The sequence below is a fragment of the Fusicatenibacter saccharivorans genome (genome assembly GCF_027667425.1).
Taxonomy (GTDB): domain Bacteria; phylum Bacillota; class Clostridia; order Lachnospirales; family Lachnospiraceae; genus Fusicatenibacter; species Fusicatenibacter saccharivorans.
In genome coordinates, this window is the sequence record NZ_JAQEGR010000001.1 from 97,618 (window position 1) to 114,039 (window position 16,422).

General features: G+C 48.0%; 15 protein-coding genes. 13 read left to right on the top strand and 2 right to left on the bottom strand.

Translation table 11 applies throughout. The features are described 5' to 3' along the window. The first annotated feature begins 133 nt into the window (after nt 1-133). From PGS38_RS00490 to PGS38_RS00510, 5 genes are all read left to right on the top strand, one after another. A complete protein-coding gene (locus PGS38_RS00490) occupies nt 134-1,066 on the top strand; it encodes an ABC transporter permease (protein WP_117509098.1) in 933 nt (310 codons plus the stop codon). Between the two features lie 24 nt (nt 1,067-1,090). Then, entirely contained in the window at nt 1,091-1,999 is a 909-nt protein-coding gene (locus PGS38_RS00495) for a carbohydrate ABC transporter permease (protein WP_117509097.1), read from the top strand. 42 nt (nt 2,000-2,041) lie between these two features. After that, nucleotides 2,042-3,577 carry an ABC transporter substrate-binding protein gene (locus PGS38_RS00500; RefSeq protein ID WP_117509096.1) on the top strand — a complete coding sequence of 512 codons (1,536 nt, stop codon included), beginning with the start codon at nt 2,042-2,044 and terminating at the stop codon, nt 3,575-3,577. A 160-nt stretch (nt 3,578-3,737) separates the two neighbouring features. Further along, nucleotides 3,738-4,559, top strand: a complete 822-nt coding sequence (locus PGS38_RS00505; RefSeq protein WP_158554955.1) for an MBL fold metallo-hydrolase — start codon at nt 3,738-3,740, stop codon at nt 4,557-4,559. Between the two features lie 39 nt (nt 4,560-4,598). Beyond that, complete coding sequence (locus PGS38_RS00510; protein ID WP_117509094.1) at nt 4,599-5,945, top strand: glycoside hydrolase family 30 protein; 1,347 nt, start codon at nt 4,599-4,601, stop codon at nt 5,943-5,945. 98 nt (nt 5,946-6,043) lie between these two features. Here PGS38_RS00510 and PGS38_RS00515 read toward each other — a convergent pair whose 3' ends face one another. Both PGS38_RS00515 and PGS38_RS00520 read right to left on the bottom strand, forming a co-directional pair. Beyond that, nucleotides 6,044-7,078: a 3-deoxy-7-phosphoheptulonate synthase gene (locus PGS38_RS00515; protein WP_117509093.1), complete on the bottom strand. Its 1,035-nt coding sequence runs from the start codon at nt 7,076-7,078 to the stop codon at nt 6,044-6,046. Between the two features lie 167 nt (nt 7,079-7,245). Further along, entirely contained in the window at nt 7,246-8,607 is a 1,362-nt protein-coding gene (locus PGS38_RS00520) for an oligosaccharide flippase family protein (RefSeq protein ID WP_117509092.1), read from the bottom strand. 158 nt (nt 8,608-8,765) lie between these two features. Between PGS38_RS00520 and PGS38_RS00525 the strand changes: the two genes are divergently transcribed. From PGS38_RS00525 to tpiA, 8 genes are all read left to right on the top strand, one after another. Continuing rightward, nucleotides 8,766-9,221 (top strand): RrF2 family transcriptional regulator, encoded by a 456-nt coding sequence (locus PGS38_RS00525; RefSeq protein WP_022463329.1) that lies wholly within the window; start codon nt 8,766-8,768, stop codon nt 9,219-9,221. A 6-nt stretch (nt 9,222-9,227) separates the two neighbouring features. Beyond that, nucleotides 9,228-10,409, top strand: a complete 1,182-nt coding sequence (nifS, locus tag PGS38_RS00530; RefSeq protein WP_022463328.1) for a cysteine desulfurase NifS — start codon at nt 9,228-9,230, stop codon at nt 10,407-10,409. Between the two features lie 108 nt (nt 10,410-10,517). Further along, nucleotides 10,518-10,955 (top strand): Fe-S cluster assembly scaffold protein NifU, encoded by a 438-nt coding sequence (gene nifU / locus PGS38_RS00535; protein WP_022463327.1) that lies wholly within the window; start codon nt 10,518-10,520, stop codon nt 10,953-10,955. A gap of 2 nt (nt 10,956-10,957) precedes the next feature. Beyond that, nucleotides 10,958-12,052, top strand: a complete 1,095-nt coding sequence (gene mnmA, locus PGS38_RS00540; protein ID WP_117509091.1) for a tRNA 2-thiouridine(34) synthase MnmA — start codon at nt 10,958-10,960, stop codon at nt 12,050-12,052. After that, a complete protein-coding gene (locus PGS38_RS00545) occupies nt 12,049-12,849 on the top strand; it encodes a histidinol-phosphatase HisJ family protein (protein WP_117509090.1) in 801 nt (266 codons plus the stop codon). The genes mnmA and PGS38_RS00545 overlap by 4 nt, the downstream gene beginning before the upstream one ends. A gap of 263 nt (nt 12,850-13,112) precedes the next feature. Next, nucleotides 13,113-14,126, top strand: a complete 1,014-nt coding sequence (gap, locus tag PGS38_RS00550; RefSeq protein WP_022463324.1) for a type I glyceraldehyde-3-phosphate dehydrogenase — start codon at nt 13,113-13,115, stop codon at nt 14,124-14,126. Between the two features lie 214 nt (nt 14,127-14,340). Further along, nucleotides 14,341-15,534 (top strand): phosphoglycerate kinase, encoded by a 1,194-nt coding sequence (locus PGS38_RS00555; protein WP_022463323.1) that lies wholly within the window; start codon nt 14,341-14,343, stop codon nt 15,532-15,534. A gap of 35 nt (nt 15,535-15,569) precedes the next feature. Further along, nucleotides 15,570-16,322, top strand: a complete 753-nt coding sequence (gene tpiA / locus PGS38_RS00560; protein WP_022463322.1) for a triose-phosphate isomerase — start codon at nt 15,570-15,572, stop codon at nt 16,320-16,322. Nucleotides 16,323-16,422 lie beyond the last annotated feature (100 nt).

The window sequence follows — 16,422 nt, forward strand, 5'->3', positions numbered from 1 at the left end:
TTCGGTATAATAGGGTCATCAGTTGAGAACAAGCCCAAGACAAAGCGATGCGTGGAGGGTCTTGGGAGCACTCTTGTACAGGCCGGCAGTTGCATACAGTGCAGGAACGATGAAAAAGAAAGGAAGTCAACAAATGGGAAAGCATGTGAAAAGTTTTGTAGCAGAAGTAAAGAAAAACAGAGCCCTTTTTGTTATGGCGATGCCTGCATTTTTGCTGGTATTGATTATGCAGTACCTTCCGATGTCCGGACTGGTGCTTGCATTTAAGAACTATCGATATGATCTTGGCGTATTCGGAAGTGAATGGAATGGATTTGCAAACTTCGAATACCTGTTCTCATCCGGAACCGGATGGCTGATTACGAGAAACACAGTTGTGTACAACCTGTTAAACCTGGTTACTTCACAGCTTCTTGCGGTATTGATCGCAATTTTTATTTCTGAGATCAACAAAAAAATCTTTAAAAAAGTGACACAGTCAATCATTTTCTTACCGTACTTCATCTCCTGGGTTATCGTTGGAGTTTTTGTTTACAATATCTTCAACTATGAAACCGGTATCCTGAACAGTATCGTAACCTTCTTTGGAGGGGAGAAGATCAATATGTACGATGCATCCAAAGCCGGTATATGGCCATGGATCATCTGTCTGTTCAACTCATGGAAATGGTGTGGATATAACTCCGTTATTTACATCGCAGCAATTACCGGTGTCGATGCTGAGATTCACGAAGCAGCTTCCATCGACGGTGCAAATATTTTTGAGAGAATCCGTTTCATCACTCTTCCGAGCATTCTTCCGACCATTATCACCATGCTTCTTCTGCAGGTTGGCCGAATTCTCCGTGGTGATTTCGAGATGTTCTATCAGATCGTTGGAAACAACGGACAGCTCTTCAACAAGACCGATGTTATTGATACCTATGTATTCCGTTCCCTGATTCAGAACTCCAACCTCGGTATGACAGCGGCAGCATCTTTCTATCAGTCCGTCATCTGCTTTGCGACTATTCTGATCGTAAACGCAATCGTAAAACATGTAGAAGAAGATCTTGCACTGTTCTAAGACAGAAAAAAGGAGGAATTAGTTATGCAAGCTGTTGCAAAATCACAGAAAATCAAGAAAAGTACTTCTACAAAAGTATTTTATGTCATCTGTTACACCTTTGTTGCGCTGATGGCTCTGGTATGTTTACTGCCGTTTATTATGGTGGTTTCCGGTTCGTTTTCATCTGAGCAGGCGATTCGGTTTCAGGGTTATGGCATTCTCCCAAGAGAATTTACCACAGCCGCTTACGCACTGATCTTCAAGAGCCCGATGACCGTTGTCCGTGCTTACGGGGTATCTATTTTTATCACCCTCGCCGGAACTGCAGTAGGACTTCTGCTTACGACAATGACCGCTTACGTGATCAGCCGTAAAGATTTCAAGTACAGAAATGCTCTGTCCTTCTTCTTCTACTTTACGACCCTGTTTAACGGCGGTATGGTTTGCTCCTATATTTTCTACATCCAGTATCTGCACTTAAAAGACAGCTACCTTGCCCTGATCTTACCGGGTGTGTTCAATGTCTTCTACCTGTTGATCATGAGAACCTTCGTATCCGCAATTCCGACCGCACTGATCGAATCTGCGAAGATTGACGGCGCAGGCGAGTTTAAAACATTTTTCAGCATCATCCTTCCGCTTCTGAAATCCGGAATGGCAACCATCGGTCTGTTCCTTGCGCTTGGTTACTGGAATGACTGGTACAATGCAATGCTGTATATGAATACAGAAACAAAATATCCGCTGCAGTACATGCTGTATGCCCTGATGCAGAAAACGCAGGCAATGTCCCAGATGGCAAGCTCTGCAAACATTCCGCTGCAGGATATGCCATCCAACTCCCTGAAGCTGGCCATGGCAGTTGTGGCAACCGGCCCGATCATTCTGGTTTACCCGTTTATACAGAAATATTTTGTAAAAGGTGTTACAATCGGTTCCGTCAAAGGCTGATGGAACGATTAGATAAAGGCAACGAAAAAGGAGGAAAAAGAAATGCAAAACAAAAAATTAAGAAAAGCACTTGCTGTATCCATGGCAATCGCCATGACCGGAGGCCTGCTTGCAGGCTGCGGAAGCAACAATTCCAGCTCTTCCAATGGTGGAGCTGCAAAGAGCGGATCTACATCATCCGCAAGCGGTGAGCTTGACACATCCGAGTTTGTGGAGCTTTCCATGTATGTCATCAGTGACCGTCCGGCAGGACAGGATGCAATCGACGAGAATCTGAACAAACTCTTAAAAGAGAAACTGAACTGCTCTTTGAAAATCAACTGGATCGGCTGGGCGGAGTACGCAAACAAATATCCGTTGCTGTTCTCTTCGGGAGAAGAGTTTGATATGGCATACAGTGCATCCTGGCTGAACTTTGCATCTCTGGCGCAGAAGGGTGCCTTCAAGAGCCTTGATGAGCTCTGGCCAACCTACGCACCGAAGAACTTTGCAGCACAGTCTGAGGAAGCAAAACAGCAGGCAACAGTAAATGGAAGCTATTATTGTGTTCCTTCCCTGCTGTCTACCTACAATTCATATGGTCCTATCTATCGTGGTGACCTGGTAGAGGGAACCGAATGGGACGGAAAGATGGAGACCTTTGAAGATATTGAAGAGTACTGCGATATCATCAAAGAAACGCATCCGGAAATGGAGTGCATCGATCTGTACTCTACAGCACCGGAAATCTTCTTCATGTATATGGAAAATCAGGGACTGGCAGCCTTCAACGGAATCCGTTATCTGTGGTATGATCCAAATGCAGAAAATCCAACTGTTATGACTTCCTATGAGCTGGAGAAAACACCGGAATTCCTGGAAATGATGGCAAGATGGAATGAGAAAGGATTTTATTCAAAATCTGCTCTGTCAGACACGGACAGCACGAAATTTCAGAATGGTAAAGCAGCTCTGAAGATCCATAACATTGATTCCTATGTGGGACAGGCAATTCTTCATCCGGAATACGATATTCACTATTCTAACATGGTAAAAGATGTTGCACATCTTCCATATACGCAGGACTGTATGGTAATCTCCAATACTTCCAAGAATCCGGAGAGAGCAATGGCACTGTGGGATCTGATCACCAATGATCAGGAAGTATACGATGCATTCTACTACGGCATTGAAGGAACTTCTTATGAGCTGAACGATGAAGGACAGTTCAAGGTTCTGGATACGGACAACTATGGAACGAGCGCAATGTGGTCTGCAAGAAGTGATGCTCTGAACCGTCAGGCGATCGGTACTCCGGACGATTATAAGACTAACATTGATGAGTTTGAGTCCCACATCGTTTCTGGACAGGGAAATGAGAAATTCACAGGATTTGTACTGGATACCTCTTCCTTCGAGACCCAGCTTGCTGCATGCAACAATGTACAGCAGCAGTACTGGTGGCCGCTTGAGCTCGGATACACAGATGCAGAATCTGGTTTGGCTGATTATCAGTCCCAGATGGAAGCAGCAGGAATCGAGACCATGAAAGAGGCAGCTCAGAAACAGCTTGACGCTTACGTAGCAGGCCTGAAATAAAACGAATTTCCGAAAGGGAAACGCAAAGACTATATAACTTCTGCCGCAGGCAGAACAGACGGACAAAAAGCAGGTACTGGAGCAGAACATATCGTGGGGGTATGCGTGCGGTGCCTGCTTTTTCCGAAAACAGCCATCATGTATGGGAGGGAACAAAACTATGATAAAAGAACCAATGGTAATGGAAATTGCGAAAAACACCTACGCCATCAACGAATTCGGTCTGTCCGCGTGTTATTTTCTGGTCGGAGAGGAGCGTGCGCTTTTGATTGACACCGCATGCGGCCTTTCTGATCTGAAAGGCATCGCGGCAAGCTTGACGGACAAGCCGTACGACGTTGTCCTGACGCACGGCCATCTCGATCATGTCGGCGGAATCGGTGCGTTTACGGATGTCTATCTTGGCGAGGCAGATTTTGCTATGACACGGAACCTGAACGCAGAACAGCTGCGCGGCTTTGCTGATGAAATTGGAAGAAACGGCGGCTATCAGGCATATGAGTATGATCTCAACAAAATTCAGCCGTTCGAAATGCCGACATTCCATGCCCTGCACGAGGGCGATGTTTTCGAACTGGGAAACCGCCGCGTCGAGTGCATCGAGGTGGCCGGCCACACGCCGGGCGGCATCTGTTTTCTTGATGAAGCGACGAAAATCCTGTTCTCCGGCGATGCCTGCAACCAGAATCTTCTTGTCCTCGGCTGCAGCGTGAGAAAAACGCTGGAAGGGCTGTATCACCTGAAAACATACGAAACCCGCTATGAGAGATCCTACAGCGGGCACATCGGTTTCGGCGGCATGCAGGGCTATTTCAGCCAGCCAGAGACGATTCTCGATGACTGCATCAAAACCGCCGAGCAGATTCTGTCCGGCGAAGCAGAAGGAAAAACCGCACCGCGGGAAGGCATGCTCTATGCCGAACACGGAACCGCAAGACTCAGTTATTACCCGGACTGCCTGGAAAAGGATCCGGAGCGATAAAATGATCTGCAAAAAGCAGAGAAAAGGAGAAGAAAACTTATGGCAAAAGTAACATTACACGCAACCATCTTTGGGGAAGATGGCATCAAAACAAGAGACTATGAAACTGCACTGATCCCGGACGCGAAAAATCAGGAAATGCAGGTCATCAACCTGTACCCGGACAAGACGTATCAGAAAATTGAGGGATTTGGCGCCGCACTCACCGAGTCCGCAGGCTATGCACTGTCCCGCATGAGTGAGGAAAACCGTAAGAAAGTAGTAGAAGCGTATTATGGAAAAGACGGCATTGGCTATACGATCGGCCGGATTCACATGGACAGCTGTGACTTCTCCATCGGCAATTACTGCGCAGTCGAAAACCCGGACGATCCGGAATTCAGGGATTTTAGCCTGGAAAGAGATGCAAAATACGTGCAGCCGCTCGTAAAAGCTGTTTCCAAAACTCTTGGCAAACCGGTCTCACTGCTGCTTTCCCCGTGGTCCCCGCCAGCCTTCCTGAAAGAGACCGGCGTGAGAAACGGCGGCGGCCACCTGAAAAAAGAAAGCTATCCGGATTACGCAAATTATATTGCAAAATACATCACCGAGTACGAAAAACTCGGCCTGCCGATTTCCTGGATGACGGTACAGAATGAGCCGCTGGCTGTTCAGACCTGGGATTCCTGCGAATATACGGCAGAAGAGGAAAAAGAATTCCTGCGTGACTATCTGTACCCGACCTTAAAAGAAAAAGGCCTTGATCACGTAAAACTGTACATCTGGGACCACAACAAAGAGAGAACGTACGAGAGAACCCGCGACATTGTGGATGAGACAACGAAAGATATGATTGCTGGTGTTGCATACCACTGGTATTCAGGCGATCATTTTGACACCCTCTCGATGGTAAGAGAAGATTACCCGGATCTGATGCTGATGCACAGTGAGGGCTGCGTAGAGCTGGCACGGTACGGTGCGGCTGCCGGAAACTCTCTGCGCCATGCAAAACAGTATGCGCACGACATCATCGGCGATCTGAACCATGGCATGAATTACTGGATTGACTGGAACCTCGTGCTTGATGAGATCGGCGGCCCGAACCACGTGGACAACTTCTGCGGCGCACCGATCATTTGCGACGGAACGACCGACACAATCGAAGTAAAACCGATGTTCCACGCGATCGCCCACTTCTCAAAATACATCAAACCGGGCGCCGTCCGCATCGCAAGCTCCACGTATTCGCCGGATCTTGAGGTTACAGCAGCGAAAAACCCGGATGGAACGATTGCACTCGTTGTATTAAATACGTCAGAAGAGACGAAAGTAGTCAATCTCCGCATGAACGGAACCACAACCCGCCTGACCTTCTGGGGCAATAGCATTGCAACGGTATTGATTTAACAACCTTATCATAACAAAAGAAAGAAACCTCTGTGCAGACCGGTAAAATCTGCGACAGAGGTTTCTTTCATATGTGTTTTTGCAACGAAGGAGAAAATTTAGCACTCCTCAGCAATATCGTAAATCAGTCGTTCGGTCTGATCCCATCCAAGACACGGGTCGGTAATGGATTTTCCGTAAACATGGGTTCCGCATCCGATTTTCTGATTGCCAGGCTCCAGATAGCTTTCGATCATAACACCTTTTACGAGACTTTCGATATCCTTGCTGCATCGTCTTGTGTGCAGAACGTCTTTGACGATACGGATCTGCTGCTCGTATTTCTTTCCGGAGTTGGAATGGTTGGCATCGATGATGGTAGCCGGGTTTACGAGATGTGTTTCGTTGTATTTCTCCAGCAGAAGCTGAATGTCCTCGTAGTGATAGTTCGGCACGGAGTTGCCGTGCTTGTTGGTCGCACCGCGGAGAATGGTGTGCGCCAGCGGATTTCCGCTTGTCTTTACCTCCCAGGTACGGTAAATAAAGGAGTGGGAGCCCTGTGCGGCAATGACGGAGTTGATCATAACAGAAAGATCACCGCTGGTCGGGTTTTTCATGCCGGCCGGAATGTCGATGCCGGAAACAGTCAGACGGTGCTCCTGGTTTTCTACGGAACGTGCGCCGACCGCAACATAGGAGAGAATATCGGACAGATAGCTCCAGTTGGACGGATACAGCATTTCGTCTGCAGAAGTCAGATCAGTCTCTTCTACTACACGCATATGCATTTTACGCATGGCGATCAGGCCGTGCAGCAGGTCCGGCTTTCCTTCCGGGTCCGGCTGATGAACGATACCTTTGTAGCCTTCACCTGTGGTACGCGGTTTGTTGGTATAGACACGCGGGATGATGATCAGTTTGTCGGATACTTTGTCGGCAACCTTTGCCAGACGGTGATTGTACTCCAGAACAGCGTCTTCGTTGTCTGCGGAGCAAGGTCCTACGATAACAAGAAATTTATCGGAATCCCCGGTAAAGACTTTTGCGATTTCAGCGTCACGCTGTTTTTTGATTTCGGTTGCGCGGGCGCTTAAGGGATATTGTTCCCGGATCTCTGTTGGGGTGGGAAGTTTTCTTACAAATTCAAGGCTCATTTTCGTTCTCCTTTATCTTAGATGCACTTCTTTTCTAGCTGCGGACAGAGGAGCGTTCTTGTGTGCCCCGTCGCAAACTATCTATAAATTATAATACATAACGCGAAGATTGTCGATATTTTTTCGGCGAAAATTCTGTTTCTCTTAAAAAAGATAGAAAAAAGGTATCAATGAACAGCAAATCCGTTTGCAGATTCCCGATGCAGGAACAAAAGTGCCATTGTCATAATGGTAAGTTCACTTGCAAGAATACCATAGAGATAGCCGCGGATACCGAAAACCGGGACGAGAAAAAGAATTGCAAGAATACGAATTACATCTCCGGCAAGGTTCTGGAAAAAAACGAGAGAAGTTTTTCCAAGGCCGTTTAAAATGCTTCCAAGTGTCGTTTCCAGATAGAGAAAAGGACTTAAAAATGAAAGGATACGCAGAAAAGCGCCGACTTCTTCGTTTTGAAAAAGGAAACGTCCAAGCCACGGACCGAAAAAGAAAAAGGCAAAAACAGCGGAAGTGCCAAGCAGCACACAGAAAGAAATTGTATAACGGATTGTGTCTGATATTTGCTCCGGCGTACCGTCGGCCTGCTGTTTTGCTACGCCGGGCAGAAGCATGACGGACACCGCGTGGGTGATGGCAGATGGAAAAAAGATCATAGGAAGTGCCATACCGGTGAGAATGCCATACTGCGAGAGCGCTGCTTTCCGGGAAAGACCGAAGGTGACCAGACAGCCGGGGAGCAGAGCACTTTCAATGCTGTGGAGGACATTCAGAAGAATACGGTTCAGCGTAAGCGGAAGATTCAAAACGGCAAGCTCTCGGAAGGTATCGTACCAGAGGGTCTTTTCTTTGAAAAAAACAGAAATCGGGCGGTGTTTCTGAGGGGACCTGCTGTGCGAGACGGACAGGCAGGCCATCAGAAAGAGACACGAAAAGAGTTCGCCGGCGGCAGTACCGAATGCAGCGACAGCGGCAGAGGGGAGGCTTGTGGAAAGACAGAAAAGCCAGGCAAGGTAGGAAGCGCCCATGCGCACGAACTGTTCCAAAAGCTGGCAAAAAGAAGGCAGTGCCGTCTGATTCTGGCCAAGATACCATGCCGAGAGACAGTTGTGGATCCCGGAGGGGAGAATGCCGAGTGATAAAATCCGGAGGAGCAGAATCGTCCGCGGCTCAAAAAGAAGCCGTGTTCCGATAAAATCCGCGCTGAAAAAGAGAAAGATGGAGGCGGAGAAGGAAAGTATCACTACAATGCCGCATCCGGCCGCCAGACAGATCTTTGCCCGTCTGGAATCCTTTTTGGCAAGGTACGATGCGACAAAGCGCGAGAGCACCGTCTGCATGCCGCCTGCGCCAAGGGAGAGCATCAGTGCGTAGAGTGGTGTGGCGAGCTGGTAGATACCAAAGGCTTCCGCACCGATCCGGCGCGACAGGAATATTCTATAGAGAAATCCAAGAATTCTGCAGATGATCCCGGACGCGGTCAGGATCAGTGTGCCAAGAAGAAGCGTGTTCTTTCTTGTGATTTTCAGCATGGGATAGACTCCTTTCACGGCATTGCGCAGATAGTCTAAAATATGCGAAAAAACTCCTTGACAGAACCCCGTGAGAGGTGCTATTCTGAGTGAGAAATAAATCCGATTAAAACTGTCGGAATTGGAAAACGACAGCACAGGAAAAAGGAGAACCAGGAATGAAATTATCGACCAAGGGAAGATATGGCCTGCGTGCCATGATCGATCTGGCGAGTCACGAAGAAGAGGGTGCAGTGTCCATTGCCAGCATTTCAGAACGCCAGAATATCTCAGAGAGCTATCTGGAGCAGCTGGTGCGTCCGCTTCGAAAAGCCGGATTCATTGAGAGTGTGCGGGGAGCAGGCGGTGGATATGTACTTGCAAAACCGGCAGATTCCATTTCGGTAGGAGATGTTCTCCGTGTGCTGGAGGGCGGACTCGAGGCAGTCACGTGCTCGGTCAATGAAGGCCTGGGCGGCTGCGATGCGGCCGATTTCTGCGTCACGCGTTTTGTGTGGCAGAGGATCAATGAGGGAATTACGAACGCTGTGGATTCCATCAGCCTCGGAGAGCTGGTTCAGCAGAGCCGGCAATTAGAGAAAAACAGAAACAGCGATAGAAATGACAAGGAGTGAACAACAATGATTTATCTGGACAATGCGGCAACAACAAAAACAGCCCCGGAAGTTGTCGAGGCTATGCTTCCTTATTTCAGCGAATACTACGGAAATCCATCCAGTATTTATGCAATTGCAGGAAAAAGCAAAGAAGCCATCACCAAAGGAAGAGAGCAGATCGCAAACGTGCTCGGCGCAAAACCGGAGGAAATTTATTTTACAGCCGGCGGCAGCGAGTCCGATAACTGGGCGTTAAAAGCTACCTTTGAAGCATATAAAAATAAAGGAAACCACATCATTACCACAAAAATCGAGCATCATGCGATTCTTCATACCTGTGAGTATCTGGAAAAAGAGCGCGGTGCGAAAATCACCTATATCGGCGTCGATGAGAACGGCGTTGTCAATCTGGATGAACTCGAAGCAGCCATCACACCTGAGACCATTCTGATTTCCGTTATGGCGGCAAACAACGAAATCGGAACGATTCAGCCGATCAAGGAAATCGGAAGAATTGCAAAAGAACACAATATTTTATTCCACACAGATGCCGTACAGGCATTTGGCCAGATCCCGATCAATGTGGATGAGTGCAATATTGATATGCTCAGTTCCAGCGGTCATAAGATTAACGGACCGAAAGGAATCGGCTTCCTTTACATCCGAAAGGGTGTGAAAATCCGCTCCTTCGTACACGGCGGTGCGCAGGAAAGAAAACGCCGTGCCGGAACAGAAAATGTACCGGGCATCGTAGGATATGGAGTTGCGGCAGAGCGTGCGGCAAGAACTATGGCGGAGCGTACCGCAAAAGAAATCGAAGTACGTGATTATCTGATCAACCGTATTTTAACCGAGATTCCGAACTGCCGTCTGAACGGCGATCCGGTAAAACGTCTGCCGAACAACTGCAACATCAGCTTTGAATTCATCGAGGGAGAGTCCCTTCTGATCATGCTGGATATGAAAGGTATCTGCGCATCCAGCGGTTCTGCATGTACTTCCGGATCCCTGGATCCGTCCCATGTACTGCTGGCCATCGGACTGCCGCACGAGAAAGCACACGGTTCCTTACGTCTGACTTTAAGTGAGGAGATCACAAAAGAGGACGTTGATTTCGTTGTAGAGCAGATCAAAGCGATCGTAGACCGTCTGCGCAGCATGTCCCCGCTGTATGAGGATTACATCAAAAAACAGCAGGGTAAATAAGTTAAAAAAAAATAAGACAGTCCATCCAGAAAGCCGGTACAGAAAAATTCAGGTAAAAGCTGTGCCGGAGGAGGACTGCTTTGAAATAGTTCAGGAGGAAGAATAACAATGTACAGTGAAAAAGTAATGGATCATTTCCAGCATCCGAGAAATGTAGGAGAAATTGAGAACGCAAGCGGTGTAGGTACCGTTGGAAATGCAAAATGCGGCGATATCATGAGAATGTATCTTGACATCGACGATAACGGAATCATTCAGGACTGCAAATTCAAAACCTTCGGCTGCGGCGCCGCAGTTGCAACCAGCAGTATGGCAACCGAGCTGGTAAAAGGAAAAACCATCCAGGAAGCTCTGGAAGTAACCAACAAAGCCGTTATGGAAGCACTCGACGGACTTCCGCCGGTCAAAGTTCACTGTTCTCTGCTTGCAGAAGAAGCAATTCACGCTGCACTCTGGGATTACGCAGAGAAACACCACATCAAGATCGAAGGTCTTGCAAAACCGAAGTCTGATATCAGCGAGGGCGAGGAAGAGGAAGAATACTAAGTATGGGAAAAAAGAAAGTAGTCGTTGGAATGTCCGGCGGCGTAGATTCCTCGGTGGCAGCGTATCTCCTGAAAAAAGCAGGATACGATGTCATCGGGGTGACCATGCAGATCTGGCAGGATGAGGCCGAGACAGTCCAGGAGGAAAACGGGGGCTGTTGCGGCCTTTCTGCTGTTGATGATGCAAGGCGCGTGGCACAGGTGCTGGACATTCCGTATTATGTCATGAACTTCAAAAAAGAGTTCCGTGAGAACGTCATGGACTATTTCACGAACGAATATCTCTGCGGCAGAACACCGAACCCGTGTATCGCCTGCAACCGCTATGTGAAATGGGAAGCGTTGCTTCAGCGCAGTCTTTCCATTGGAGCGGACTACATTGCGACCGGACATTATGCAAGAATCGAACAGCTTGCCAATGGACGGTATGCGATTGCAAATTCGGTAACAGCGGCAAAAGACCAGACGTATGCACTGTATAATCTGACCCAGGAGCAGCTTTCGCATACGCTGATGCCGGTCGGAGACTACACAAAAGATCAGATTCGTGAGATTGCAGCAAAAATCGGTCTTCCGGTAGCAAAAAAGAAGGATTCCCAGGAAATCTGCTTCGTGCCGGATCAGGATTACGCTTCCTTTATCCGGAACGAGACAGGAATCGTGGCACCGAAAGGCAATTTCGTGAATACAAAGGGTGAAATCCTCGGTACCCATGAGGGGATTACCCATTACACCGTAGGACAGCGCCGCGGACTCGGCCTTCCGATGGGACACCGCGTGTTCGTACTGGAAATCCGTCCGGAGACGAACGAGGTTGTGGTCGGCGAAAATGAAGAGGTTTTCGCAAAAGTAGTAAAAGCAAACAAAGTAAACTATATGGCAATTCCGCCGCTGGAACTTGGAGAAGAGCTCTCCTGCACCGCAAAAATCCGGTACGGGCACAAAGGCTCCCCGTGCGTGATCAAACGGACCGGGGAAGATGAGATTACCTGTACCTTCCCGGACGGCGTGCGTGCTCCGACACCGGGACAGGCTGTTGTCTTCTACGTGGACGGCTGTGTCGGCGGAGGCGGAACGATTACGGAGGCCGAAAGATGAAAATAGCGGACTGTCATATGCACAGTTTCTTTTCAAGTGACAGCGAAGCACCAACAGAAGAGATGGTAAAACGGGCAGTCGAGCTGGGACTTCCGGCAATCTGCCTGACGGATCACTACGATATGGATTACAGTACCGGCGAGTTCCAGCTCGATACACCGGCATATGCGGCAAAAATCCGGGAACTGCAGGAAAAATACCGCGACAAAATCGATATCCGATTCGGCGTGGAACTGGGACTGCAGCTCCACTTAAAAGAACGGATGGAAGAGTATGTAAATGCGTGGCCGTTCGACTATGTGATCGGCTCCATGCATGTCATTGACGGAAAAGACCCCTATTATGAGGATGCTTTCCTGGACTGGACAGCAGAAGAGCTGTACCGGGCGTATTTTCGGGCTACAGCAGAAAATATCCGGTTCTTCCACAATTTCCAGACGCTTGGTCATCTGGATTATGTGGTACGCTACTGCAGAGAAAAGGGAAAAGATTACAGCTACCGCGCATTTGCGGACGAGATCGATACCATTTTAAAAGAGCTGATTCAGTACGATATCGCGCTGGAAATCAACACCGGCGGCTACAAGGCAGGCCTTGGCGTGCCGAATCCGACGCCGGATGTCATCAGAAGATACCGGGAACTGGGCGGCGAAAAGATCACCTTCGGTGCCGATGCCCACAAACCGGAACATATAGCGTTTCATTTCGCGGACGCGTCAGCTATCGCGCAGGAAGCCGGATTCCGGTACTACGTGCGGTTTAAAGAGAAAAAGCCGGAATATCTGCCGATCCAATAGAAAACACGCAGGAAAAGCCGGAAAAAGCCCCAGAAAGGCTGGATTCCGGCTCTTTCTGCAATAGACGGATCTTTCGAAATTTTGCAGAAATACGGATTGGCATCCGGCTTCTTCACAAATTTTAGAAATAATTTCGTATTTTCTTGAAAATAGAACTTGAATTTTCCGACGAAATTAGGTATTATACAGATAAGGTTGATGTTTCTTTAACAAAGTACAGAGACTCAAAATTAAAATTCACTTTTTAGGAGGAATTGAAAATCATGGCAGTAAAAGTAGCAATCAATGGTTTTGGCCGTATCGGACGTCTTGCATTCAGACAGATGTTTGGAGCAGAAGGTTATGAAGTAGTAGCAATCAACGATTTAACATCCCCGAAGATGTTAGCTCATCTGTTAAAATATGACTCTTCTCAGGGAAAATATGCTCTGGCTGATACCGTAACATCCGATGAAGATTCCATCACAGTAGATGGCAAAAACATCAAAATCTATGCTTTCCCGGATGCTAACAACTGCCCATGGGGAGAGCTTGGCGTAGACGTAGTTCTGGAGTGCTCCGGATTCTACACCTCCAAAGCAAAAGCTCAGGCACACATCAATGCAGGCGCTCGTAAAGTAGTTATCTCCGCTCCGGCTGGTAACGACCTTCCGACCATCGTTTACAATGTAAACCATGAGACCCTGACAGCAGACGATAACATCATCTCCGCTGCATCCTGCACCACAAACTGCCTTGCACCTATGGCAAAAGCTCTGAACGAACTGGCTCCGATCAAATCCGGTATCATGGTTACTATCCATGCTTACACTGGAGATCAGATGACTCTGGACGGACCGCAGAGAAAAGGCGATCTGAGAAGATCCCGTGCAGCTGCAGTTAACATCGTTCCAAACAGCACCGGTGCTGCAAAAGCAATCGGCCTTGTTATTCCGGAACTGAACGGCAAACTGATCGGTTCTGCACAGCGTGTTCCAACCCCAACCGGTTCTACCACAATCCTTACAGCAGTTGTAGAAGGAACTGTAACTGTTGACGAGATCAACGCAAAAATGAAAGCATCTGCAACCGAGTCCTTCGGATACAACACAGATGAAATCGTATCCAGCGACATCGTTGGTATGAGATATGGTTCTCTGTTCGATGCAACTCAGACTATGGTTCTTCCGCTGGACAACGGAACAACAGAGGTACAGGTTGTTTCTTGGTATGATAACGAGAACTCCTACACAAGCCAGATGGTTCGTACCATCAAATACTTCAGCGAGTTAGCATAATTTAACAAACTGAACGGCAAAATTTCAGAGCCCAAAGGGTCCGGTCTGTTAAGGACCGGGCCCTTTTTGCGAATGCGGCGGAAAAATACGGCACAAAAACAGCCCTTTTCCGTGTGCAAAAATTATAAACTGCATTTTTAAATAAGGACCGCGATGCCGCAAAAACAAAGAAACGGCGCGGCAGATGCAGTTGGATATATGGAGGGAAACGCCCATGTTAAACAAAAAAACCGTAGATGATATCAACGTAAAAGGAAAAAGAGTCCTTGTAAGATGTGACTTCAACGTTCCGCTGATCGATGGAAAAATCACAGATGAGAACCGTCTGGTAGCAGCTCTTCCAACGATCAAAAAACTGATCGCTGACGGCGGAAAAGTAATTCTCTGCTCTCATCTTGGAAAACCGAAAGGAGAACCAAAACCAGAGCTTTCTCTTGCACCGGTTGCAGTTCGCCTTTCCGAGCTTCTTGGACAGGAAGTTAAATTTGCAGCAGATCCTGAGGTTGTAGGACCGAACGCAAAAGCAGCTGTTGAGGCTATGAAAGACGGAGATGTAATCCTTCTGGAGAACACCCGTTACCGTGCAGAAGAGACCAAAAACGGTGAGGAGTTCAGCAAAGAACTGGCTTCCCTGTGTGACGTATTCGTAAACGATGCATTCGGAACCGCACACCGTGCTCATTGCTCCAATGTTGGTGTTACCAAATATGTTGACACTGCTGTTGTTGGTTACCTGATGGAGAAAGAGATCGCATTCCTTGGAAATGCTGTCAACAATCCGGAGCGTCCGTTTGTTGCCATCCTTGGTGGATCCAAAGTATCCAGCAAGATTTCTGTTATCGACAACCTGATCGATAAAGTTGATGTCCTGATCATCGGCGGTGGTATGGCTTATACCTTCGCAAAAGCAGCAGGCGGCACCGTTGGTGATTCTCTGCTTGAGATGGATTATCTGGATTATGCAAACAAAATGAAAGAAAAAGCAGCAGCAAAAGGCGTGAAACTGCTTCTTCCGGTAGACAACGTTGTTGCAGATGCATTCTCAAACGACGCAAATACACAGGTTGTTCCGGCCGGACAGATTCCGGATGGCTGGGAAGGTCTGGATATCGGACCGGAAACTGCAAAACTGTTCGCTGATGCTGTTAAAACTGCTAAAACCGTTGTATGGAACGGACCGATGGGATGCTTCGAGATGCCGAATTTTGCAGCAGGAACCAAAGCAGTTGCAGCAGCACTGGCTGAAACAGATGCAGTTACGATCATCGGCGGCGGAGATTCCGCAGCAGCTGTAAACCAGCTTGGATATGGCGATAAGATGACTCATATCTCCACTGGCGGCGGCGCTTCCCTGGAGTTCCTGGAAGGAAAAGAACTGCCGGGCGTTGCAGCAGCAAACGACAAATAAGAATTTATATTCAAAACTAAGGAGATCAAACGATCATGGCAAGAAAGAAAATTATCGCCGGAAACTGGAAAATGAACATGACTCCGAGCGAGGCAGTAGAATTAGTCAATACATTAAAACCACTGGTAGCAAATGACGACGTTGACGTTGTTTTCTGCGTACCGGCCATCGATATCATCCCGGTTGTAGAGGCTGCAAAAGGCTCCAACATCCAGATTGGTGCTGAAAATATGTATTTTGAGGAGAAAGGTGCTTTCACAGGCGAAATCTCCCCGGCTATGCTGACAGACGCTGGCGTGAAATACGTTGTACTTGGCCACTCTGAGAGAAGAGAATACTTCGCAGAGACCAGCGAGACCGTAAACAAAAAAATGCTGAAAGCTTTCGAGCACGGCATCACCCCGATCATGTGCTGCGGAGAAACTCTGGAGCAGAGAGAGCAGGGTGTAACGATGGATTTCATCCGTCAGCAGGTAAAGGTTGGATTCCTGAATGTAACAGCAGATCAGGCAAAAACAGCCGTTATCGCTTACGAGCCAATCTGGGCAATCGGAACCGGCAAAACTGCTACAACAGAGCAGGCTGAGGAAGTTTGCAAAGGCATCCGCGAGTGCATCGCTGAAATCTATGATGATGCAACAGCAGCAGCTATCCGTATCCAGTACGGCGGCTCTGTAAACGCAAAAACTGCACCGGAACTGTTCGCACAGGAGAACATCGACGGCGGCCTGGTAGGCGGAGCATCCCTGAAACCAGATTTCGGAGCTATCGTAAACTACAATAAATAATTGATTTTGTACGAAATCAATCAATAAAACGGGCTAAAACGCCACCAAACACGGTGAATTCGGCAGAAATGCTGAAGGTGAGGTGTTTGGTGGCGTTTTG

Coding starts and splice junctions, on each gene's coding strand:
- PGS38_RS00510 (WP_117509094.1), top strand. CDS start 4,599: ATGGCAAAAGTAACATTACACGCAACCATCTTTGGGGAAGATGGCATC.
- PGS38_RS00505 (WP_158554955.1), top strand. CDS start 3,738: ATGATAAAAGAACCAATGGTAATGGAAATTGCGAAAAACACCTACGCC.
- PGS38_RS00520 (WP_117509092.1), bottom strand. CDS start 8,607: ATGCTGAAAATCACAAGAAAGAACACGCTTCTTCTTGGCACACTGATC.
- tpiA (WP_022463322.1), top strand. CDS start 15,570: ATGGCAAGAAAGAAAATTATCGCCGGAAACTGGAAAATGAACATGACT.
- PGS38_RS00525 (WP_022463329.1), top strand. CDS start 8,766: ATGAAATTATCGACCAAGGGAAGATATGGCCTGCGTGCCATGATCGAT.
- PGS38_RS00490 (WP_117509098.1), top strand. CDS start 134: ATGGGAAAGCATGTGAAAAGTTTTGTAGCAGAAGTAAAGAAAAACAGA.
- gap (WP_022463324.1), top strand. CDS start 13,113: ATGGCAGTAAAAGTAGCAATCAATGGTTTTGGCCGTATCGGACGTCTT.
- PGS38_RS00515 (WP_117509093.1), bottom strand. CDS start 7,078: ATGAGCCTTGAATTTGTAAGAAAACTTCCCACCCCAACAGAGATCCGG.
- mnmA (WP_117509091.1), top strand. CDS start 10,958: ATGGGAAAAAAGAAAGTAGTCGTTGGAATGTCCGGCGGCGTAGATTCC.
- nifS (WP_022463328.1), top strand. CDS start 9,228: ATGATTTATCTGGACAATGCGGCAACAACAAAAACAGCCCCGGAAGTT.
- PGS38_RS00555 (WP_022463323.1), top strand. CDS start 14,341: ATGTTAAACAAAAAAACCGTAGATGATATCAACGTAAAAGGAAAAAGA.
- PGS38_RS00495 (WP_117509097.1), top strand. CDS start 1,091: ATGCAAGCTGTTGCAAAATCACAGAAAATCAAGAAAAGTACTTCTACA.
- nifU (WP_022463327.1), top strand. CDS start 10,518: ATGTACAGTGAAAAAGTAATGGATCATTTCCAGCATCCGAGAAATGTA.
- PGS38_RS00500 (WP_117509096.1), top strand. CDS start 2,042: ATGCAAAACAAAAAATTAAGAAAAGCACTTGCTGTATCCATGGCAATC.
- PGS38_RS00545 (WP_117509090.1), top strand. CDS start 12,049: ATGAAAATAGCGGACTGTCATATGCACAGTTTCTTTTCAAGTGACAGC.